The following is a 21,178-nucleotide window of genomic DNA, read 5'->3' on the forward strand; positions in this document are numbered from 1 at the left end:
CCTAAACGAGCACTTGGGGCGGCACTAAAGCGTGACAGGTCCACATAACTGGGCGAGAACGAAGTGCGCGAGCGTGCCGTGCGAATGGCAGCAATGTGGGCTGCGACCGCAGCATCTAGGTTGGCTGCTGGATGTCGGTTCTGGGCCGCCTTCGGGCGTGAATGAAAGGATAAGGTCGGTCAGGCTGTCTGACATCGGTGGATCACCAGTACTCGCGAAAATGGCTTGTTTTCCATGAGACTATCGCGAAAATTTAGCACTCGCATGCCCGACTCCACTGGTGCGTGTGACTTTTGCTCTGAGTGGATAGGATAACGCATGCTTTACGACCGGATAATCAATCAAGGTACAATAAACGAACCCGGTGGAAAGCCGGACCCGCAATTCGCTTTGCCATCGACGGTGAATTGGATGAGGGCCCTTAGGATCTTGATTGAAGAACAAGGAATCGATTTCGGTACTGCGGATTCTTTCTATTCCATGCACGCAAGGAGGAGCATGGGCGCGCTCGAAGAGAACACGGTTCTCGAACAATTGTTTCTTGGTCTGCATCACCTGTCGGCGATTCAGCAATTCCGCGGTGGTGCGACGTCTGCCGACTATTCGCGAGTGGGCATCCTTGCCTGGTACTACGGTATCGCCAATGCCGCGAGTGCTATGACGGCCGCGCAGTCCGGATCTTTTCAGGAGGACCACGCGGGGACGGCTCGGCTATGGGATGAGCAGATAGCACGCCGCGGGATGGCCATGACGCCGTTCTGCTGGCGCGTGAGCAGCCTTGTCGAGAAGACATACAAACCGGAAATTGTGGCTTACCGGAATGGCAGCAGCGGGAAGCTACAGACAAAGCCTTCGACGGCAACCGACGCTCTCGGCGCTGCGGCAGGCTATTTGTCAGGAACGGCAAAATGGCACACGTGGCGAACAGAAGAGGATTTGAAGCGCTCCCGTGACTTCAAAAATTTGGGTGTCGAAAATTTTCGGACGAAGGCGGCGCGGACGCTACGGGATCAGCGATTAGAAAAGAAGTGTATAGGCTTTGTGCATCAGGCGGCCCGCTATCGCGGAAAAGCCAACTATCGCGAGGCACTCTTCCTTGCCTATGGGTCCGGCACCGAAACCATACTCAACGGTTTTGTCGAAGATATGTCTGTTGTCCTTCAGGCATTCCTCGCAATGGCCGGGGCGTTTGCCAAGCGCAAGCTTGGAAAGGATCTGTGGGAAGAGTTCGTCGCAGACATTGATGCAAAAAAGGCATTTACGACCAGTGCAGCAGAGGTTTGGGTATAATTTGCGATCCGACGCTTGGGTGAAAATTAGGTATCGGCAAAGCCAGATGACGACGCCGAGCAGGTGCAGCGAATGGCGGCAATGCGGATTGCGACAGCAGCAATGTGATTAGTTGCTGGATGTCCGCTAAGGGCCGTTCCCGTCAAGGCGGTGTTGGCCTACGAACTCACAGGAAATCATTCGGACCTAGCAATTTACGCCATTCTGGTTCCTAGCTTCTCTATCGGAGGCTCCTTCGGGCTCTTCGTACCTTCCATGTGTCCCCAGAAACGATCCCTTCGGGTGATACTTACCGTCCGAGCCGAGAAACGCGCCAGGTAGGTGGTACCTTCCATCACTTCCAATGAATGATCCGGCAAAGTGGTACTTCCCGTCCTGCCCGAGAAAACAACCAGCCGGGTGATACTTGCCATCCTGGCCGAGGAAAGCGCCTTTAGGATGATACCTTCCATCCTGCCCCAAAAAGGAGCCAGCGGCGTGATACTGCCCGTCTTGGCCTAGAATTGCACCAGCGGGATGGTACTTGCCATCGGCGCGAAGAGTTTCGCCTTTGCGATGATATTTGCCATCTTGCCCAAGAAACGAACCGGGAGCGTGATATAGACCGTCTTGGCCAAGGAAGTACCCCTTGGGATGGTATCGGCCATCTTGTCCCAAGAATGAACCATTTGGATGATACTTTCCGTCTTGGCCGAGGAATTTTCCGGTCATGCGTGCCTCACTGGATGCGAAGAGAACTTTTGGCGAACATAAAGGTAGATATGTCGATCCGCAATCAGCATTGTCAAAAGAAGAGTTCCGCATTTCACACCTCGAGCCTTAGATATGCGGCGAGGTTTGTGAGTGGCGGCTTCAGGGAAGCTGCACCATAGTATCTACAGCGTACCGAAAGGCAGCTATGGGCCGGAAGCGTCAGGAGACGTGATGGCAGACCGCTCGGGAACCACGCTCGCTTCCCTGTAAATAGCGAACCTTCTCACGCCGTGCTGCCGAAGGTCCGGTTGGGTCGGAAATGCTTGGCATTTGGGTCGGAATTGCTTGGCACGGCCCACTGACAAGATTCAGAAAATTTGCCGCTAAGAGTCGGAAATGCGCGGCATTCGACACCCTTGCAACAGCACAGTGTCACTTGACCTGGCCAGACAAGAGCGTCTCGATCCGGGCCATCTGCCCCTTCAACACACGCAACTCGCGCAACTCCGCCTGCTGCATGGCGATCATGTCCTCCTGCGCCAATGTATAAAGCGTCAACTCCTCGACCTTTTTCAGCAGGGTCATCTGCATCGCTGTCATATCAACACCATCGGCTTTGATCTCGGCCTCTGAAGGCACCCCCGGCAGATGGCTGTTGGCGTCGATGAACGCCTGCACCTCGGCCAGCGGGCGCAGCGCATAATCCGCGTCGAACACATAGTCCGGCACATTCAATGCTGTATTGTTCACGACCAGCGTGCCGGTGATGTTGACCTCACCGGGCAGGCCGTTCCTGCCCAGCCGCAGCAGGTTGTTGTTGGCTGCATTGTCGATTTTCAGCGGGGCTAGCCGCCTGCGATACCCACGTTCAGACGGCCTGAATCCTGCTGATTGCGGAATTCCCATGTGGTCGGGGTCACACCGTTCTGGCGCAGACGAAAGGCGGAATCCGACCCCGACCCGTTTGCATCAAACAGCGCGAAGGCATCGGTGTCGACAGCGTTGGTCCGTATGTGCAGCTTTTCCTCGGGAAAGTTGGTGCCAAAGCCGACAAAACCCGCTGAATTAACAAACAGGCTGTACGACGGCGCGCCGTTCTCCAACCAGAGGGGAACGGTCGGACCGCCGTCCATGTCATAAATTGCGAAGCCGGAAAACGTCGAACTCAACAACCAGTCCCCATCTCCGACCGCCGCCTCCAGCCGAACTCCGGGCGCGGCGCCCTGGCGGACATGCAGCGCGCTCTGCGGCAGGCTGGTGCCCAACCCCACCTGGCCAGCGGCATTCGTGTAAATCGCATTGTTGGGCGCGCCGCCTTCGATACGCAAGGGGGTCGTGTTATCCGTGCGGTTCTGGACCGAAAAGTGATTGATGCCGCCGCTGGAAAACTCAAAGATGTCGTTGATCAGGATTGACCATTCGTCACCGGGAAAATTGACATTGTCGGAAGCATCCTCAAAGTCGATACGCGTGCGTGTATCGCGCAGCATGAGCGATCCGGCCAGGGAGTCGATAAAAGTCTGAGCGTTGGCGCAGTTTGTGCCGACGCACAATTGGTCGCGGATAACGGCGTCGTTGGCCGCCTCCAGAATGTTTTGGGCGGACAGGGATGCGGGCAGGGACAGGCAGGCGGCAAGGGTTGCGAGACGCATATTAAACGGGTTCATTGCAAATTTCTCCGGTCCGAAACTAAAAAACCCCGCCAGCTTAAGGGATGTCACGCCAAACCGTGAACCTTTTTTGCTCCTCGGTCAGGCTTCGAAAATGCTGCGCGATGCATGAACGACCAGTGACGCGAAGCTGCGCCGCAGCGCCCGGCGGTGAAGCCATTGGCCCGCGATCGTTCCATGGATTGCGACTTCGAAAGCAGAGCGAAGCACGCCAGGTTCGTCCTGTTATCGGTCAGGTCTGCTTTCAGTCCTTTTCCCCGATCAAGGCCGCGACAGCGTTCAGCAGATCAACCTGTCGCACAGGTTTCATCAGACGGATGTCATCGGCGCGCAACCCATTCCCGTGAACCATGGCCTCATTGGCATAGCCCGACATAAAGATGAACGCGACTCCGGGGTTCACTGCCCGAATGGCTTTCGCCAGATGGGTGCCCTGCAATTCCCCCGGCATGACAATATCAGTCGCAATGAGGTCAAAGGACGGGTCCTTCTCCCAGAGGGCCATCGCATCGTCGCCGGAGGGTGCCGTTGTCACGTCAACGCCGGCCCTCATCAGGATTTCCTCAAGAGCGATCAAAAGGTCCGCGTTGTCTTCAACCAGCAATATCCGCTTGCCTTTGAGATGCGACAGGTCCTGAGGCTGGGCAGGTGACGCATTCGGCCTGCCGCCATTCAGTTCGGCTTTGAAGTAAAGTTTCAGCGTGGTGCCAATGTCCGGTTCTGAATAGATGCGAACCGTCCCGTTTGACTGCTTCATGAAGCCTTGTACCATTGACAATCCAAGCCCCGTCCCTTGGCCGATCGGCTTGGTCGAGAAGAAAGGGTCGAAAACCCGCTTCAAATCTTCTTCCCCGATCCCGACCCCGGTATCGCTGACCGCAATCATGACATAGCGTCCCGGCACCAGATCCTCGCCCCGATCTGTGATGTATTCATTGTCGATGCGGATGTTGGCGGTTTCGATCGTCAATTGCCCACCGTGCGGCATGGCATCCCGCGCATTCAGCATGAGGTTCAAAAGTGCGTTCTTGGCCAGACCTTCATCGGCGGTAAACTTCCACAGATTCGCCAAAAGCGAGGTCTCGATCTGAATGTTCGCGGGCAAAAGGCGGTTCGACCAGTTCACAACGTCGCGGATCATGTCGTTGGCCTGCAGCAGGGTCGGTTCCAGATGCGAACGGCGCGCAAAGCCCAGCATGTTCCGCGTGAGGTCCGCACCGCGCTGGGTCGCATCAATTGCGTTCGCAATGTAATCATTCTGTTCGGATTGCTTGGAGTCAGCCTTGAGCAGCTCCAGGTTCCCTAGGATGACGGCGAGGATATTATTGAAATCATGCGCCATCCCGCCAGCGAGGTTTCCAATTGCCTCCATCTTTTGAGACTGGCGAAGTTCATTTTCCATATCGACCAGCCGGGAAACATCCTGAATCGTCCCGGCCAGACCCTTTACCTTCCCTTCGGCATCCAGAATGACCTCTCCGCTGTCGACGACATTCACAATCGACCCGTCGGGGCGTTGCATACGATGCAGGCTTGAAAACTGTCCCTTTGTTTCCAGCGCCAGATCGACCGCCGCGCGCAGCTTGACTTTGTCTTCCGCCGGAACGTAAGCCCAGGCGTCCTCAATCTTCGTCGGAAAATCTCCCGGTTCAAGCCCACAGATCCGGCCCACTGCTTCAGACCAGAAAATGTCGCCGTTCAGGTCAGATTTCCAGCGCCCCAACTGGGCGATGCGTTCCGCTTGCAAAAGAAATGTTTCTTGCTCTTGCAGCTTCAGCTTGTCGTCTACGGCCTGACGGCGTCGCTTCGATTGGACATAGGCGGTCAGCAGGGCCCCGGCCACAACCGAAATTACAAACAGAAGAGCCACGGTATACAGGATGCCCCGTCGGCGTGCCATCACATCCAGCATTTCGCGCTCGAATTCTCTGATGCTCAGTGCGGCGTCCACATCCGATACGCGAACGCGTTCGTCAACCTCGGCAATCGTCAACTGCTCCTGTTGTATATCGCTGGCCGTATCCAGCATTTCGCGATAGATCGACAAAGTCGACTTCAAGTCAGTCATGTCTGCCTGTATGCCTAAATTGGCGGCCTGAACTTCGATCTCGGACATCGCAACAATGGCGACGTTGAAATCCTCCAGGGCAGCATCCAGATAACCCGGCTCGGCAGGGCGCAAGACGTAGTTCTTGAAGTTATGGATGAACCCGTCATAGCCGATTGACCGTTCAAGCAGGATAAACAGGCGCGGCAATGTATAGGACGCGCGTTCGAAATACACAAAACGCTGGCCGATAAGCACCATCACGAATACTGCGCAGACCGCTACCAACAGCAACATGGGCCTGTGCAAATTCGATCGCTTCATACTCAAAGGCCTCGTTGTGAAGTAGCAACGACTATGCATAGTCGGGACTTTGTGTTCAACTTCAAGCAAACACGTTAATATGGATACAATGACCCCTCCAGGCACTGTGCCCGACAGGTATTGCACAATGCCGTCAGCCTCGCATGACAGTACGCGTTCAAGCAACACCTTGTATTCCCGCCAAAAAGACAAGCCGGCACGACGCCTTTGCGTCCGGATGGACAATTTGACTGGCCGATGATCCGGGCAGGCTCTGTTCTGGCTGGTGCGCCAAAGGGTCCAGACCCCATAATGCGGGACAGGTCAGATGCGCGCCTGACGCATGATCTGCGATGAAAGCAGACCCGCTTTCGCCTATTCGCCCCGTGCCGACGCGGCGCTTTCCAGGTTTCGGATCAGATCCTTCAGCGTGGCGATGAAGGTCGCATATCTTTCGCTGCCGATGGCATCGTTCAGCGACTGCAAGTGCCCGATGGCTTTCGCCTCCATCAGGGCCTGTTGCCTGATGCCTTTCTCGGTCGCCACGCTCAGGTGAATCCGGCGGTCGCTGGCCGATCTGAGCCGCACAATCAGCCCTTCGTCCTCCATCCACCGCAGCGCCTTGGTGACACTGGATTTGTCCCGCGCCGAGGCGGTGCCGATCTGGGTCTGGCTGATATGCGGGTTTCGCACGATCAGGGTCAGGATGGTGAAATAGCCCGGATGCAGGGCTTCGTCGCCCAGACGCGCCCGGAAATCCTCATAGGCCGTCTCATGGGCGCGGCGCAGATACATACCGATGAATTCGTGCAAGATGCCATGGTCCAATGTGTCGCTGTCCGGTGCCTGTATCGACCCATAGGACAGCACGTCGCCATCCTTGATCCCCGTGACTGAATCGTAATTTTTCTTGTCCATCGTCACCGCGCCATCAAGGGAAGGACCATAACGATCCATGGAAATGCAATTATGATAATGATGCGGACAATATCAGCCAGAACAAATGGCAAAATCCCCCGGTACATCTCGCCGACCGACAGATCGTCAATGACCGATTTGATCACAAAAAGGTTCAGCCCCACCGGCGGCGTGATCAGCGAAAGTTCTGTCACCATCACCGCAAAGATCCCGAACCAGATCGGATCAAAACCCATTTGCGTCACAATGGGAAAGAAGATCGGGATGGTCAGCAGGATCATCGACAGGCTTTCCATGAACATGCCCAGAAACAGATAGATCACAAGGATGGTAAAGATGACCGCCATCGGGCCAAGGCCCAGTGAGGTGATCAGGTCCGACAGGGCGCCGGGCAGGCCGATCAGGTTCATGAAATTCGAGAAAACCAAGGCCCCGATCAGGACCAGGAACAGGCTGGCCGTGGTTGTGACCGTTTCAACCAGCGAGGCGATCAGCCCCTCCCACGACAGCGCACGTCGCCACACCGCAAAGGCCAGCGCGCCGGTCGCACCAACGCCCCCCGCCTCGGTCGGGGTAAAGACACCTTTGTAAAGCCCGCCGATGATGCCGATGAACAGCAACAGAATGGGGCCGACGCTGCGCAGGTAACGCAGCCGTTCCGACCAATCCGCACGCGGGGCTGCGGGCGCACAGGCGGGGTCGATCTGGGCGGCAATGCGGATCGCCGCCAGATACAGCAGGATCGCCAGCACACCGGGCAGGATACCCGCGATGAACAGCGATCCGATGTCCGTTCCGGTCGCGATCCCGTACAGGACCAGGATCACGGAAGGCGGGATCAGGATGCCCAGCGTGCCACCCGCCGCAACGGCAGAGGCGGCGAAACCGTCCGCATATCCATAGCGGCGCATTTCCGGCACCGCGACCTTTGCCATCGTTGCCGCCGTCGCCAGCGACGACCCGCTCAGCGCCGAGAACCCGCCACAGGCCAGGATCGTGGCCGCAGCCAGACCGCCGCGCATGTGCCCCACAAACCCATGACACAACCGATACAGATCCTCTGACATCCGTGCGCGTGTCACAAAGACCCCCATCAGGATGAACATCGGCAAGACCGACAGCTCATAGGACATCGTCGCATTGATCGGCAATTGGCCAATCATGCCCATGGCGGTCCGGTCCGAAATATTGATCCAGATGCCCGACAGCCCCACCAGCAGCATCGCCAGCGCAATGGGCATGCCGCCCATCATCATCACGAACACCGCCGCAAAGGCCAATCCGGAAATTTCCCACACCGCCATCAGAGGCCACCGCCGCTGTCAGATACGGCAGCGCGGTCCTGCCTCAGCGCGTCAATGGCGCAGATGAGAAAGGCGATGGCGGCAACGGCCAGCAAACCCGCCATGCCCTGTGCAATCAACCCCTTGGGCACGCGCAACTCCATCGTGACCTCGTTATAGGTCAACAGCCGCTCCCCCTGAAGCCAGACCCGCCAGGACACAAAAGCCATCAGCGCCGCGCCGACAAGATCCGACAGGAAGGTTGCAGCGGCCAACACCTTGGGGGGCAGCCGTTCAGTCAGGATTGATACGGTAATATTCCCCCGCCGCCGCACCATCAGCGGCACTGCGGTAAAGACAATCAGGCCCATCCCGATTTCGATCATCTCGAACCCCCCCATCAGGGGGCTGCGAAGCCCATAGCGCATCACAACGCCGGTAAAGGTGACGGCCATCACGAAAAAGGCGATCAGGCCAGACAACCACGCAAGCGCCAGACACAATCTGTCAAAAAGGGAAATTGCGGCAGTCACGATGATGTCGCCTCCGGTGCGGGGGTCATGAATGAAAAAGGCGGCACTTGCCTGAAATGCCGCCTTGGGGGGTTACTTTACCACATTCACCACTTTGTCGGTGCGGTAGTTTTCCACCATGTCACGGGCATATTGCAGGATCGCGGCCCCGTCGTAGCCCTTGTCCGATGCCTGGGCCAGCCATTCCGCTTCCAGCGGCTTCAGCTTTTCGCGCGCGGCTGCAACGTCTGCCTCGGGCAGGGTCACAAACTCCACCCCGTTTTCGTTCAGCTTCTTTTCGCCATGCGTGTCACCATTGGTCCAGGCGAACCCGGACAGCATCGCAATCGCCATGCCCGAATGTTTCTCGACCGCTGCGCGTTCCTCATCGCTCAACCCGTCCCAGCTGTCCTGATTGAAGGCAACCCAGAAAGTATCGGTATACAGCCCGCCGGGAATCCGCGTGATCGACGTAATGACCGGCGTGATGCCGAAAAAGTCGATGGATTCAGACGGGAAGGTGATGCCGTCGGCCACACCCCGCGACATGGCGGTCTGCGCTTCGGTTGGCGGCAATTGCACCGGCGAGGCCCCCAGTTCGGACATGATGCGCCCGGTGACGTTGCCACCAACGCGGATCGTCTTGCCCTCCAGATCGGCAAGCGTATCAACCCGGCCCTTTGCCATGTTGATATTGGGATTGGAGTGCGTGAACAGCCCCACCACATGCGCGCCCTCATGCTCGCCATAGTCTGCGCCGAACTTCTGGTAGGTCAGCCAGGACGCTGCAGAACCGGCCCAGGGATCGGGCGACATGAACGGCAGGTCCATGACCTGTGTCATGGTGAAACGGCCCGCGTTATGGCCCGATACGCCATAGCCGACGTCAAAGGCCTGATCCAGCAACAGGTCGAACTGCGCAGGCGGCGGGCCAAGCGGCGATGTCATGATCTCGAATTTCAGCGACCCGCCGGTCTCTTCTTCGATGGCATTGGCCCAGGGTTGCAGAATGCCCGAAACGATCAGGTGATGCGGCGGCAGCCAGGACCCGATCCGCAGGGTCTTGGTCTCCTGCGCCGATGCGGGAAATGCCGCGACAGCGATGGCCGCCGCCAATGTCCAGGTCGTAAAGTGTTTCATCTTACTCTCCCTTTTTATTGCGGCCTTCGCCGCGCTTACGTCAAAATTGTCAAAGCTTGCTCGGCCCACTCAGTTTGAAGATTTCCAGGGCATCCGCCGTCTCGCCGCCGCGCACCGTCAACAGGCGGAACTGTTCCGCAGCCATGGCCGTGAACGGCACCGGCGAGGTGCAGGACCGGGCCAGCGCACAGACCGAATCCAGATCCTTCAGCATGGTGTAGACATGCCCCAGGGGCGGCTCATGCTGCGCATTGACCATCCGGGGCAGGAAGATCTGCAAGGGCTTGCTGTCTGCAAACCCGCCGGCCAAAGCCTCTGGCAGCCGCGTGGCATCGACGCCCGCGTTTGTGGCAAGGCGCGCGGCCTCGGCCAGCACGGCCATGGTGCAGCCGACAATGACCTGATTGCACAGCTTGGTGGTCTGCCCGGCACCCGATGGCCCCATCAGGGTAAACCGCGCGGCCATATGCAGCACGACCTTCTCGACCCGGTCAAAGGCATCTTGCGCGCCGCCAGCCATGATCGCCAGCGTGCCCGCTTCCGCCCCCGGCACCCCGCCCGAAACCGGCGCGTCGATCCAGTCCATCCCGGTTTCGGATTTCAGCCGCTCTGCCATCCTGACCGATGCGTCGGGCTGGATGGAGGAGAAATCCACCAGAATGCTGCCCGCGCGCGCGCCTCTGGCCACGCCGTTGTCGCCAAAAACAGCCTCTTCCACCGCGCTGGTGTCGGTAAGGCACAGGAACACGATATCGGACCGGCTGGCCACATCGGCGGGGCTTTCGCCCATCGCGGCACCCTTGTCCACAAGCACCTGCGCCTTGGCCGCCGTGCGGTTCCAGACGGTCAGCGGATGGCCAGCCGCCAGCAGCCGTGCCGCCATCGGTGCCCCCATCAGACCCGTGCCGATATAGCCCAGCGTTGCCATCTTGCTCATGTCGTCTTTCCTTTCCTGCGCGTTTCCGGCCATTGCGCGTTGCCCGCATGGGTCACGGCACCTTCATGGGCCTGTCCCACCGTGGCCGCATATTTCGACAGCAGACCGGCGCGATGCCGCGTTTCCGGTGCCGCCCAGCCTTCGCGGCGGCGGGCCAGTTCATCCTCTGCAACGTCCAGTGTGATCGTCGCGGCCTTGCCGTCGATCGTGATGGTATCGCCGTTCTGCACCAGCCCCATCGGGCCGCCGGTCGCCGCCTCGGGCGCGGCGTGGCCGATGCACATGCCCCGCGTCGCGCCAGAGAACCGGCCATCGGTCAGCAAGGCGACCTTTTCGCCCATGCCCTGCCCATAGATCAGCGCCGTCAGGCCCAGCATCTCGCGCATGCCGGGGCCGCCGACGGGCCCTTCGTTGCGCACGATCAGAACCTCGCCTTCCTTGTAATCACGCGAATGGACCGCTTCGACAGCATCATCCTCGCTCTCGAACACCCGCGCCGTGCCGGTAAAGGTGAGCGATTTCAGCCCCGCCACCTTGAGCAGGGCCCCATCCGGGCACAGGTTCCCCTTCAGGACAACCACGCCACCCGATTGCATGATGGCATTGGAAACCGGGCGGATGATTTCCCCATCCGGTGCCGGTGCGTTTGCGACCTCTTCGGCCAGCGTCCGGCCCGTCACGGTCAGCGTATCGCCATGCATGAACCCATGCGCGATCAACTCCTTGATCACCACATGCGCGCCGCCAATCTCATAGACGTCCTTGGCATGGTATTTCCCGCCCGGCCGCAGGTTGCCGATGAAGGGTGTGCGCTGCAAAACAGCGGCAACATCATCGGCGGTAAACTTGATGCCCGCCTCATGGGCAATCGCCGGAATATGCAGCGCGGTATTGGTCGACCCGCCCGTGGCCGCCACAATGGCGCAGGCGTTTTCAAGTGCCTTGCGCGTGACGATCTCGCGCGGCAGGGGGCCGCCGCGTTTGATCAGCTCCATCACCAGGGCGCCCGCACGCTGGCCCACGCCCTTGCGCTCCGAATAGACACCCGGAATCATCGAGGAGTTGGGCACAGTCATGCCCAGAGCTTCCGAAACCATGGCCATTGTATTGGCAGTGAACTGCCCCGCGCAGGCACCGATGGTCGGCTTGCAGGCCTCTTCAAGCTGGGTCAGCTCATCTTCGGTCATCGTCCCGGCCTGCACCGCGCCAACCGCCTCATAGGTGTCCAGAACGCTGACACCGCGGCCCTGAAACCGCCCCGGCAGGGCCGACCCGCCGTAGACAAAGACAGACGGCACATTGCAGCGCACCATGCCCATGATCACACCGGGCAAAGTCTTGTCGCAGCCGCCATAGCCGACAAGGCCGTCATAGGCATGGCCATGAACAACCGCCTCGATGCTGTCCGCGATGATCTCGCGGCTGACAAGGCTGAATTTCATCCCTTCATGGTTCATGCCCACGCCGTCCGAGACCGAAATCGTGGTGAATTCGCGCGGCGTGCCACCGGACATCGCGATGCCGTCCTTGGCGTAATCGACCTGAAGATAATGGGTCATGTTGCAGGGCGTGGTCTCACCCTTCTGGCTGACAACCCCCACCATCGGCTTGGCAATCGCCGCATCGTCCAGACCCATGGCATGCATGAATGCGCGGTGCGGGCTGCGGTCGATGCCATCCGTCGTGATCCGCGAACGCAGTGGCTTTTTGTTGGACGATGCCATGGTTGCCGCCTCCAAAGAAAGTTTCATGAAAGAAGGTTTATGCTTGAACCAAACCACTGAATCGCGTTTTCTGTCAACAATGAATCCAAGGGTGCCCGCATGAAGCTGATTTCCAACATCTCGATGATGTTCTGCGAGGTTCCATTGCCGGAACGGCTCAGGGCCGCGCGGGATGCCGGGTTCGAAGGCGTCGAAATCCAGTTTCCCGAAATGGCTGAAGTTGCGCCCCTGAAAGAGGCGTCTCAGGCGCTGGACATGCCGATCACCCTGATCAACGTGCCGCGCGGACCGGGTGACGCCGTGGGCCTTGCCGCCTTGCCGGCCGAGCAGGACGCCTACCGCGCTGCCGTGGCCACCTGTGCCGAAAACGCCGCCTCGCTGGGGGTGCGCAAGGTCAATGTGCTGTCCGGCAGACCGCCCGAGGGGCTGTCCCGTGCCGATTGTCTGGCAACGCTAAAGGCCAATCTGACCCATACCGCGGATGTCATGGCTGACATTGGCGTGCAGGTCATGGTCGAACCGGTGAACCGTGGCGATGTGCCGGGGTTCTTCCTCTCAGGGCTCGACGATGCGCTGACATTGCTGGACGACATCGACCATCCCAATCTGGCGCTGCAGTTCGACTTCTACCATATGGCCATCACCGAACCGGACCTGTCTGCCGCGATCCGCCGCGCGGGCGCGCGGATCGGCCATGTACAATTCGCGGATACACCCGGACGCCATGAACCCGGCACCGGCATGATCGACTTTCCCGCCGCCTTTGCCGCCCTGCGCGACACCGGCTACAGCGCCGAAGTCTCCGCCGAGTATCGGCCGCTGGAAAACACCCTGGACGCGCTTGAGTGGATAGAAGATTTCAAAAGGATGATGGCATGACAGACCTCCAGACGCTGACCCGGAAGATCCTGCACGATGTGCAGAGCGGCAATGCCTTCGACCCCTATGCCGAGGACCCGCCGCGCTCTCTGACACAGGCCTATGCCATTCAGGACGCGCTGGCGGCATCCCTGGCCAAGCCCGAGGCGCGCGGCCCGGTTGCAGGCTGGAAAATCGCCGCGAATTCCCAGCAACTGATGACCCGCTTCAAGCTGAGCGAGCCTGCGACGGGCCGCATTTTTGCCAGCCAGCGTATCGACGGCGACGCGTCGCTGAAAGTGGCGGATTACACCGAATTCGCCTTTGAACCAGAGATTGCCGCCGTGATGAAGACAACACTCAACCCGCAAAACGCCCCCTTTACCCGCGCTCAGGTCATTGCCGCCATTGACCGCTTCGTGCCGGGGATAGAGCTTTTGGACATGCGCCACACCGATATGCCGAACACGCATATCCCCGACGCCATTGCGCAGAACATCTCGAACGTTGGCGCGGTGGTCGGCGGACCGGGGGTCCGGCCCGAAGACCTGAATGCCGATGATCTGCAAACAACTGTGCGCATCGACGGCGAAGTTGTGCATGATGTCACCGGCGCGGCCCCGCAAAACCCGCTGGACGCCGTGATCTGGCTTGCGGGCCATCTGGCGTCACGCGGCCTGCCTCTTGAAGCGGGCCAGGTCGTGTTCTGCGGCACCCACAGCCCGATCTGGTATCACAAGGGGGCGGGCAGGATCGAGGTTGTCATGTCCCACATTGGCACAGCGGCGCTGACGCTCGGCTGAACGGGCAACTGTATCTTTCAATTGGGTTGAAATCCATGATTTCAGGCAGCGTTACAGTGTCCCGCCTTTAATCAAAAGCAAATCACTTCGCCAATGTCCCGAGAGCGCGCAGCGCGGCAGGGTATTGGCGCTTCAATTTCAAGGCGGGGCGCGCAAGCGTTTCGGGATATACTTGGATCACTTGTTCGCGGCCTCCCCCTTCGGTCGAACGCGAAAAGTGATCTGCGATGTTTCAGGTTTACCCCGAAACGCTGTAAGAGAGCTTGAAATAGCTGGCTATTCCTGGGCTCTCTTGCCTGGAACTGAGCAATTTTGGACTGAAACGGGTGGTGGAAGATGAACGTCCACAGGCCCTAGTGTGGTGGAATCGAAATTCGCAACATTGAGACGCATGCGCAACGGAGGTTCGCGCCCGGCCCCGAGGGTGGGCGCGTTGATGCTTGGCGAGTGCTCCGGGTATGGAGAAAGATTTCAACACTTTGAAACGTCGGAATAATTCGCGCCCGCCCTGGGGGCGGGGTCGGGCGCGAACCGGATCGCAAGCGATCCGGGGGCTGAATGATCAATGTAGCGAACTTCAGATTCAGGGGACTAGCGCAAAACGCTCGGGCGGAACGCAAATCACAAGCCGGGCCATCGCCCATCCGTCACGCCAAAGGCATGCCGCTCAGGATCGCCCCTCCCCGCTGCTTGCATAGCCTCCGCCTGACACTTAGCGGAAACAGTTAGTTTCTGGATTCCTTCTTCTGACACGTTGCGCTCCCCCTGATCGCCTCCCTATCATGGCGCTCACCAGACGTTCGGGAGCCCCGGAGATGCCGCCTTTCACAGATGTCCGCACCGCGGGCTATTCCCTTTCCATTGATGGGATCGGCATGCAAAGCCTTTACGGCGGGCAAGGCAATGACACGCTGACGGCGGCTGTGTCCGATATTGGCCAGATACACCTCAGGGGTGATATCGGGGATGATCTGTTCAACCTCGACCTGCAAAATGACTTTGGGCGGCAAGGCCACCACGTCTATGGCGGGGAAGGGGCCGACATCTTCAACTTCACCAATATTCATCTGGTGAACGCGCCGGTGGTGGGGCGGATCAACGATTTCGAACCGACACGGGACGTCATCATGATCGAAGGGAGGACAATCAATCTGAATGCCCTGCCCACAAGTGTCATGCTGCCCGATGGCAGCACGGTCGTCGTGCGCATCGTGGCCTTCACCTCCTCGGGCGAGCAGCACAGTGCCGCGGAACTGGGATTGGGCGCGCAGCAGTTCCTCCAGATTGGCGACAACGTCTTTTATGCGCTGGACGGGGCGCGCCACGGCGGCAACGAGCTGCATTTCGTCAACGTGCCAACCGCAGAAGAACTGACCGAGGTGGCCTATCACAACGAGATCAATTTCGTTCCCTTTGACCATTACGACGGGTTGCATCTGCGGATCAGGAATGTGGTTCACAGCGATGATGGCTTCCACGGGTTCGAGACCTCCGAATACATTCGGGGAAGCGTTCAGGGCCTGGCCCACGCCGGCACCGGTGCCGATGAGGTCATCCACGCCAACGGAGGCGACGATGCGGTGGACGGGGCCACCGGCAATGACACGATCTTTGGCGGCACCGGCAATGACAGCATCGCCGGGGGGCTGGATGCAGATCTGATCTTTGGCGAGGACGGCGATGACCACCTCTGGGGCGGCGACGATCACGATGTGCTGCGCGCCGGGGTCGGCAATGATTTTCTGGACGGCGGCAGCGGCAATGACTTTCTGGAAGGCTGGGGCGGTTTCGATACGATCTACGGCGGCGATGGCAATGACATCATCGAAGGCGGGACCAATGCCGACAGCCTGTTCGGCGGCACGGGGGAGGATACCCTGTCTGGGGGCGCAGGGCTGGACCGGCTCTGGGGCGACGCCGGTGCCGACCGGCTCAGCGGCGGTGACGACAGCGATTACCTTTCCGGCGGCGAGGGCAATGACACGCTGTTCGGGGATATCGGCAACGACTTCCTTGAGGGCGACGCCGGAGACGACCGACTGCTGGGCGGCGCGGGATTTGACATTCTGCGGGGCGGCCAGGGCAATGATGTATTGATGGGCAATTTCAACGCCGATTGCTTTGTCTTTGTGGATGGCGACGGCAATGACACGGTTGAAGATTTCGAAGCCACCAACCCTTTCGAAACCATCGACCTGTCCGGGGTATCGGAGATTACGGATTTTGCCGACCTGCTGGGCAATCACATGGTGCAACAAGGCGACAACGTGGTGATCACCGCCGGTGTCGGTCAGCAGATCACGCTTCTTTCCGTGGCGCTGGCCGATCTCGACGCCGGGGACTTCGTCTTTTAAAGCGTCCGGCCTTTAACCTGAGGCATCGCACATCACTTTTCGCCTTTAGCGGCAGGCAAAGGCAGCGAACAAGCGATTCATGTATAAGGTCGGCCTGTCTGGTGTGGTGGAATCGAAATTCTCAACATTGAGACGCATGCGCGACGGAGGTTCGCGCCCGGCCCCGAGGGGGGGCGCGGTGATGCTTGGCGAGTGTTCCGAGCATGGCGAAAGATTGCAACATTTTGAAACGTATGAATAATTCGCGCCCGCCCTGGGGGCGGGGTCGGGCGCGAACCGGATCGCAAGCGATCCGGGGGCTGAATGATCAATGTAACGAACTTCAGATTCGGGGGACTAGGGTCTGCGCCTGCACCGCCAAACGGCAACTATGTCGCAGATATTGCCTCTTCCCCTTTTGCCCCGATTGCGGCACTGAACGGGCATGACCAAGGGCCTGCGCAAAACGATACTGGCTTACGGCACCGCGCTTATGCTCGCGGTGCTTGGTGCCGTGTCGGCTCATCACCTGGCCCCGGACCGCGACGATGCCGCGCGTATGGAAGCCTTCATCGCCATGGGCAGTCTTGCCGGGGATCTCTGCGGCCTGGACCCGGATGCGGCAGAGCACCGCTGCCCGTTCTGCCATAATCTTCCCAGGGCGAAAGCCACCGTGGCCCCCGATCTGTCGCGGCGGGTTCAGCCGGTCTTTGTGCAGGCGACCCGACACGACCTTGTCGCGGGTCTGCTGCTGCTTGCCGCCCCCGTTGGCGTGCGCGCGCCCCCTCTCTTCACCTGAGTCCAATACCATCTGTGCCGGGTTCCCGGCGCGATTTCATTGTGTGGCGCGCCTTCAGCCCGCGCCCGGATCTCTGTGGAGACTTTCATGACCTACCTGACCACCAAACCCATCGCCGCCCTCTGCCTTGCCCTGCTGGCAGGCACGGCCCATGCCCATGCCACGCTTGAACAGAAACAGGCGGCAGTGGGTGCCACCACCAAGGTGACCCTGCGCGTCCCGCACGGCTGCGCGGGCGAGGCGACACATACCGTCCGCATCGACATTCCCGAAGGCTTCTACGCGGCCAAGCCGATGCCGAAAGCGGGCTGGGACCTGACCACCGAAACCGGCGCCTATGCCACCCCCTATGACAACCACGGCAAGGAGATGACCGAAGGGGTGCGGGCGGTGATCTGGTCGGGGGGTGATCTGCCCGACGGCTTTTATGACGAATTCACCCTGCGCGGCACCGTCGGCCCCGACATGACCCCCGGCGAGACGATCTATTTCCCGGCCCTGCAAACCTGCGCCAGCGGCACAGCGGATTGGACCGACACCAGCGGATCACATGATGTGCCAAACCCCGCCCCCGGTCTGACCCTTGTTGCCGGCAGCGACGGCCACGGCCACGGCCATGCGGCAATGGCCATGCCCGCCGAGGAAACCGTGACGCTGGGCGATCTTGAGCTTTCGGCCTATTTCGTCCGGGCGACCCTGCCGAACCAGCCCGTCGCGGGCGGGTTCCTGACCATCAGCAATGGCGGTGACAGCGACGATACCCTGATCGCCGCATCCTCTGACGCCGCCGCACGGGTCGAGGTCCAAGAGATGGAGATGCAGGGCGAGGTCATGAAGATGCGCGCGCTTGAGAACGGTCTGCCGATCCCGGCGGGCGAGACCGTGACGCTGGAACCCGGCGGCTATCACATCATGTTCATGGACCTCACCGGCCCAATGGCCGAAGGCGGTAAGGCACAGGTGACCCTGACTTTTGAAAAGGCGGGCGAGGTGACGCTGACCATGCCGGTGCTGGCACGGGACGGCACGGCGCATGACGCGCATGACGGACATGATGCGCATCACAAGATGAGCGAGTGACCCCGCCATGACACCGCAACGCAAGACATTCCTGTTCGCCCTGTGGGGCGTCACCCTGATCGCGCTGCTGGCCCTGGGCTGGTTCACGGTCCTTGAACCACGGCTCAACAGATCGGTTGCCGATCAGCTTGGTCAGGGCGATTACAGCCTGACCATGACAGACGGCGGCACCTTCACCGAGGACACGCTGAGGGGGACACCCTCTGCCGTGTTCTTCGGCTTTGCCCATTGTCCCGAGGTCTGCCCGACAACGCTGGGCGATGTCTCCGGCTGGCAGGAGGCGCTGGCCGGGGACGGCAACGCGCTGCGCGTGTTCTTTGTCACTGTCGATCCCGAACGCGACACGCCCGAGATGCTGGAGGATTATGTCTCCTGGGTGCCGGGGGTGACCGGCGTGTCGGGCGGGCGCGCGGAAATCGACAAGGCGATTCGGGCCTTCCGGGTCTACGCGCAGAAAGTGCCGCTGGCGGATGGCGGCTACACGATGGATCACTCGGCCTTTGTGCTGCTTTTCGATGATCGCGGGCGTTTCGTGCAGCCCATCGCCTATCAGGAAGAGTTCGACAGCGCGGTTGGCAAGATCCGCAAATTGTTCGCGGGTTGAACCACATCAGGACATTTGCCCGTTCCGGCACGGCCCGGAGCGGGCAAACAATATCTCAGGGACCAGCGGGACATGCCCCCTGCATCTGACCGCAGCGCAACAGCCATGTGCCCCGACCCGCCCGCCTGCCATGAACATCCGCGATCTGCGGCTCTTGCGCGCGGGCGTCAAATGACCTATACGCGCGTCTGTCTAAGGGGCGATTACAGCACCGGACGCAGGACTGAGGCAGGGTCGGAACCATCCGGCCCTCTTTCTTTTGCGTCTGCCGGATCGGCCCGAGGTCCAATTCACACCCAAGACCGGCGGAGACAACCGCACGGCCAGATACATCTTAAAAGGAAACGTAAAGCTACATGTCAAATGCTATGGACGAATTTGAAGCACTCCTGGAGGAGAGCTTTGAGATGGACACCCCCGAAGAGGGGTCTGTTGTCAAAGGCAAGGTCATTGCCATCGAGGCCGGTCAGGCCATCATCGACGTCGGTTACAAGATGGAAGGCCGCGTCGAGCTGAAAGAATTTGCCGATCCGGGCGAAGCGCCCAAGATCGAAGTCGGCGACGAAGTCGAAGTCTTCCTGCGTCAGGTCGAAAACTCCCGTGGCGAAGCTGTCATCTCCCGCGAGATGGCGCGCCGGGAAGAAGCCTGGGATCGTCTGGAAAAAGCCTATGCCGCAGAAGAACGTGTCGAAGGTGCGATCTTTGGCCGCGTCAAGGGCGGTTTCACCGTGGACCTCGGCGGCGCAGTTGCGTTCCTGCCGGGTTCCCAAGTCGATGTGCGCCCCGTGCGCGATGCGGGCCCGCTGATGGGTCTCAAGCAGCCGTTCCAGGTTCTGAAAATGGACCGTCGCCGGGGCAACATCGTGGTGTCGCGCCGTGCGATCCTCGAAGAATCCCGTGCCGAACAGCGCGCCGAGGTCATCGGCAACCTGACCGAAGGCCAGAACGTCGACGGTGTGGTCAAGAACATCACCGAATACGGGGCCTTCGTGGACCTCGGCGGTGTTGACGGGCTGCTGCACGTCACCGACATGGCATGGCGCCGCGTGAACCACCCCTCCGAGATCCTCGCCATCGGCGAGACGATCAAGGTGCAGGTGATCAAGATCAACAAGGAAACGCACCGCATTTCCCTGGGCATGAAGCAGTTGCAGGAAGATCCATGGGATCTGGTCGCCGCCAAATACCCGCTGGAATCCTCGCACACAGGCCGCGTGACCAACATCACCGATTACGGCGCATTTGTTGAGCTGGAGCCCGGTGTCGAAGGTCTGGTTCACGTCTCCGAAATGTCCTGGACCAAGAAGAACGTGCACCCCGGCAAGATCGTGTCGACCTCTCAGGAAGTCGAAGTCATGGTGCTGGAAATCGACGGTGCCAAGCGCCGCGTGTCTCTGGGTCTCAAGCAGACCATGCGCAACCCATGGGAAGTCTTTGCGGAAACCCACCCCGAGGGCACCGAAGTCGAAGGCGAGGTCAAGAACATCACCGAATTCGGTCTGTTCGTGGGTCTGCCCGGCGACATTGACGGCATGGTTCACCTCAGCGACCTCAGCTGGGACCAGCGTGGCGAAGAAGCCATTCAGGACTACCGCAAGGGCGATATGGTTCAGGCCGTTGTCTCCGAAGTCGACGTCGAGAAAGAGCGGATTTCGCTCTCCATCAAGGGTGTCGGCGGTGACAAGTTCGCCGAAGCCGTGGGCGGCGTGAAGCGCGGTTCCATCGTGACGGTCAACGTGACTTCCATCGAAGATGGCGGCATCGAGGTCGAATACGAAGGCATGAAGAGCTTCATCCGTCGCTCCGACCTCAGCCGTGACCGTGCCGAGCAGCGCCCCGAGCGTTTCTCTGTCGGGGACAAGGTCGATGTGCGCATCACCAATGTCGACACCAAGGCACACCGCCTGGGCGTGTCGATCAAGGCACGCGAAATCGCCGAAGAGAAAGAGGCCGTCGAACAATACGGTTCCTCCGACTCCGGTGCATCGCTGGGCGACATCCTTGGCGCGGCGCTGAAGGGCGACGACGACAAGTAAACGCCTCGCGTTTGACGACATCAAAGGGCCCCGCATGGCGACATGCGGGGCCTTTTTGCATGTCGGCGGCAGCCCGAAAACGGCCGGTTCAGCACCAATCAAACCGCGCCTCTATGTCTTTTGACATGCCAAACGAATCGCCCGCCGG

At 59.9% G+C, this 21,178-nt stretch carries 18 protein-coding genes; 8 read left to right on the forward strand and 10 right to left on the reverse strand.

Annotated features, from left to right (window positions below):
• Positions 1-318 precede the first annotated feature (318 nt).
• Positions 319-1,290, forward strand: a complete 972-nt coding sequence (locus tag A8B82_RS21265) for a hypothetical protein (protein ID WP_067297144.1) — start codon at positions 319-321, stop codon at positions 1,288-1,290.
• A 186-nt stretch (positions 1,291-1,476) separates the two neighbouring features.
• On the opposite strand, the gene A8B82_RS24070 is transcribed toward A8B82_RS21265, so the two are convergent.
• From A8B82_RS24070 to ilvD, 10 genes are all read right to left on the reverse strand, one after another.
• The gene (locus A8B82_RS24070) at positions 1,477-2,001 is read right to left on the reverse strand and encodes a hypothetical protein (RefSeq protein ID WP_138069835.1); all 525 of its coding nucleotides are present in this window, start codon (positions 1,999-2,001) and stop codon (positions 1,477-1,479) included.
• Positions 2,002-2,415: 414 nt separating this feature from the next.
• Entirely contained in the window at positions 2,416-2,889 is a 474-nt protein-coding gene (locus A8B82_RS21270) for a hypothetical protein (protein WP_067297147.1), read from the reverse strand.
• Complete coding sequence (locus A8B82_RS21275) at positions 2,829-3,650, reverse strand: hypothetical protein (RefSeq protein ID WP_235604767.1); 822 nt, start codon at positions 3,648-3,650, stop codon at positions 2,829-2,831. The genes A8B82_RS21270 and A8B82_RS21275 overlap by 61 nt, the downstream gene beginning before the upstream one ends.
• Before the next feature lie 247 nt (positions 3,651-3,897).
• Complete coding sequence (locus A8B82_RS21280; RefSeq protein WP_138069836.1) at positions 3,898-6,249, reverse strand: PAS domain-containing hybrid sensor histidine kinase/response regulator; 2,352 nt, start codon at positions 6,247-6,249, stop codon at positions 3,898-3,900.
• Between the two features lie 129 nt (positions 6,250-6,378).
• Positions 6,379-6,921, reverse strand: coding sequence for a MarR family winged helix-turn-helix transcriptional regulator (locus A8B82_RS21285; RefSeq protein WP_161489494.1), 543 nt, complete (start codon positions 6,919-6,921; stop codon positions 6,379-6,381).
• Between the two features lie 2 nt (positions 6,922-6,923).
• Entirely contained in the window at positions 6,924-8,225 is a 1,302-nt protein-coding gene (locus A8B82_RS21290; protein WP_067297155.1) for a TRAP transporter large permease, read from the reverse strand.
• Positions 8,225-8,737: a TRAP transporter small permease gene (locus tag A8B82_RS21295; protein ID WP_067297157.1), complete on the reverse strand. Its 513-nt coding sequence runs from the start codon at positions 8,735-8,737 to the stop codon at positions 8,225-8,227. Before A8B82_RS21295 ends, A8B82_RS21290 begins: the two co-directional genes overlap by 1 nt.
• Positions 8,738-8,809: 72 nt before the next feature.
• Entirely contained in the window at positions 8,810-9,856 is a 1,047-nt protein-coding gene (locus tag A8B82_RS21300) for a TRAP transporter substrate-binding protein (RefSeq protein ID WP_067297160.1), read from the reverse strand.
• A 49-nt stretch (positions 9,857-9,905) separates the two neighbouring features.
• Positions 9,906-10,793, reverse strand: coding sequence for an NAD(P)-dependent oxidoreductase (locus A8B82_RS21305; RefSeq protein WP_067297162.1), 888 nt, complete (start codon positions 10,791-10,793; stop codon positions 9,906-9,908).
• Positions 10,790-12,544: a dihydroxy-acid dehydratase gene (gene ilvD, locus A8B82_RS21310; RefSeq protein ID WP_235604768.1), complete on the reverse strand. Its 1,755-nt coding sequence runs from the start codon at positions 12,542-12,544 to the stop codon at positions 10,790-10,792. The genes A8B82_RS21305 and ilvD overlap by 4 nt, the downstream gene beginning before the upstream one ends.
• A 72-nt stretch (positions 12,545-12,616) precedes the next feature.
• On the opposite strand from ilvD, the gene A8B82_RS21315 reads away from it, so the two are divergent.
• The 7 genes from A8B82_RS21315 to rpsA all read left to right on the forward strand — a co-directional run bounded on the left by A8B82_RS21315 (position 12,617) and on the right by rpsA (position 21,030).
• Positions 12,617-13,396 carry a hydroxypyruvate isomerase family protein gene (locus tag A8B82_RS21315; RefSeq protein WP_067297165.1) on the forward strand — a complete coding sequence of 260 codons (780 nt, stop codon included), beginning with the start codon at positions 12,617-12,619 and terminating at the stop codon, positions 13,394-13,396.
• Positions 13,393-14,178 carry a 2-keto-4-pentenoate hydratase gene (locus A8B82_RS21320; protein WP_067297168.1) on the forward strand — a complete coding sequence of 262 codons (786 nt, stop codon included), beginning with the start codon at positions 13,393-13,395 and terminating at the stop codon, positions 14,176-14,178. Before A8B82_RS21315 ends, A8B82_RS21320 begins: the two co-directional genes overlap by 4 nt.
• A gap of 815 nt (positions 14,179-14,993) precedes the next feature.
• Positions 14,994-16,532 carry a calcium-binding protein gene (locus tag A8B82_RS23750; protein WP_082899417.1) on the forward strand — a complete coding sequence of 513 codons (1,539 nt, stop codon included), beginning with the start codon at positions 14,994-14,996 and terminating at the stop codon, positions 16,530-16,532.
• Between the two features lie 424 nt (positions 16,533-16,956).
• Positions 16,957-17,310, forward strand: a complete 354-nt coding sequence (locus A8B82_RS21330) for a hypothetical protein (RefSeq protein ID WP_067297171.1) — start codon at positions 16,957-16,959, stop codon at positions 17,308-17,310.
• Between the two features lie 87 nt (positions 17,311-17,397).
• Positions 17,398-18,390, forward strand: a complete 993-nt coding sequence (locus tag A8B82_RS21335) for a DUF1775 domain-containing protein (protein WP_067297174.1) — start codon at positions 17,398-17,400, stop codon at positions 18,388-18,390.
• 7 nt (positions 18,391-18,397) lie between these two features.
• The gene (locus tag A8B82_RS21340; protein ID WP_082899418.1) at positions 18,398-18,994 is read left to right on the forward strand and encodes an SCO family protein; all 597 of its coding nucleotides are present in this window, start codon (positions 18,398-18,400) and stop codon (positions 18,992-18,994) included.
• A 356-nt stretch (positions 18,995-19,350) separates the two neighbouring features.
• A complete protein-coding gene (gene rpsA, locus A8B82_RS21345) occupies positions 19,351-21,030 on the forward strand; it encodes a 30S ribosomal protein S1 (protein ID WP_201120881.1) in 1,680 nt (559 codons plus the stop codon).
• Positions 21,031-21,178: the final 148 nt, after the last annotated feature.

The organism is Sulfitobacter sp. EhC04 (assembly GCF_001650875.1).
Classification (GTDB): Bacteria; Pseudomonadota; Alphaproteobacteria; order Rhodobacterales; family Rhodobacteraceae; genus Sulfitobacter.

Coding starts and splice junctions, on each gene's coding strand:
- A8B82_RS21265 (WP_067297144.1), top strand. CDS start 319: ATGCTTTACGACCGGATAATCAATCAAGGTACAATAAACGAACCCGGT.
- A8B82_RS24070 (WP_138069835.1), bottom strand. CDS start 2,001: ATGACCGGAAAATTCCTCGGCCAAGACGGAAAGTATCATCCAAATGGT.
- A8B82_RS21270 (WP_067297147.1), bottom strand. CDS start 2,889: ATGGGAATTCCGCAATCAGCAGGATTCAGGCCGTCTGAACGTGGGTAT.
- A8B82_RS21275 (WP_235604767.1), bottom strand. CDS start 3,650: ATGAACCCGTTTAATATGCGTCTCGCAACCCTTGCCGCCTGCCTGTCC.
- A8B82_RS21285 (WP_161489494.1), bottom strand. CDS start 6,921: ATGGACAAGAAAAATTACGATTCAGTCACGGGGATCAAGGATGGCGAC.
- A8B82_RS21290 (WP_067297155.1), bottom strand. CDS start 8,225: ATGGCGGTGTGGGAAATTTCCGGATTGGCCTTTGCGGCGGTGTTCGTG.
- A8B82_RS21300 (WP_067297160.1), bottom strand. CDS start 9,856: ATGAAACACTTTACGACCTGGACATTGGCGGCGGCCATCGCTGTCGCG.
- A8B82_RS21305 (WP_067297162.1), bottom strand. CDS start 10,793: ATGAGCAAGATGGCAACGCTGGGCTATATCGGCACGGGTCTGATGGGG.
- ilvD (WP_235604768.1), bottom strand. CDS start 12,544: ATGAAACTTTCTTTGGAGGCGGCAACCATGGCATCGTCCAACAAAAAG.
- A8B82_RS21315 (WP_067297165.1), top strand. CDS start 12,617: ATGAAGCTGATTTCCAACATCTCGATGATGTTCTGCGAGGTTCCATTG.
- A8B82_RS21320 (WP_067297168.1), top strand. CDS start 13,393: ATGACAGACCTCCAGACGCTGACCCGGAAGATCCTGCACGATGTGCAG.
- A8B82_RS23750 (WP_082899417.1), top strand. CDS start 14,994: ATGCCGCCTTTCACAGATGTCCGCACCGCGGGCTATTCCCTTTCCATT.
- A8B82_RS21330 (WP_067297171.1), top strand. CDS start 16,957: ATGACCAAGGGCCTGCGCAAAACGATACTGGCTTACGGCACCGCGCTT.
- A8B82_RS21335 (WP_067297174.1), top strand. CDS start 17,398: ATGACCTACCTGACCACCAAACCCATCGCCGCCCTCTGCCTTGCCCTG.
- A8B82_RS21340 (WP_082899418.1), top strand. CDS start 18,398: ATGACACCGCAACGCAAGACATTCCTGTTCGCCCTGTGGGGCGTCACC.
- rpsA (WP_201120881.1), top strand. CDS start 19,351: ATGTCAAATGCTATGGACGAATTTGAAGCACTCCTGGAGGAGAGCTTT.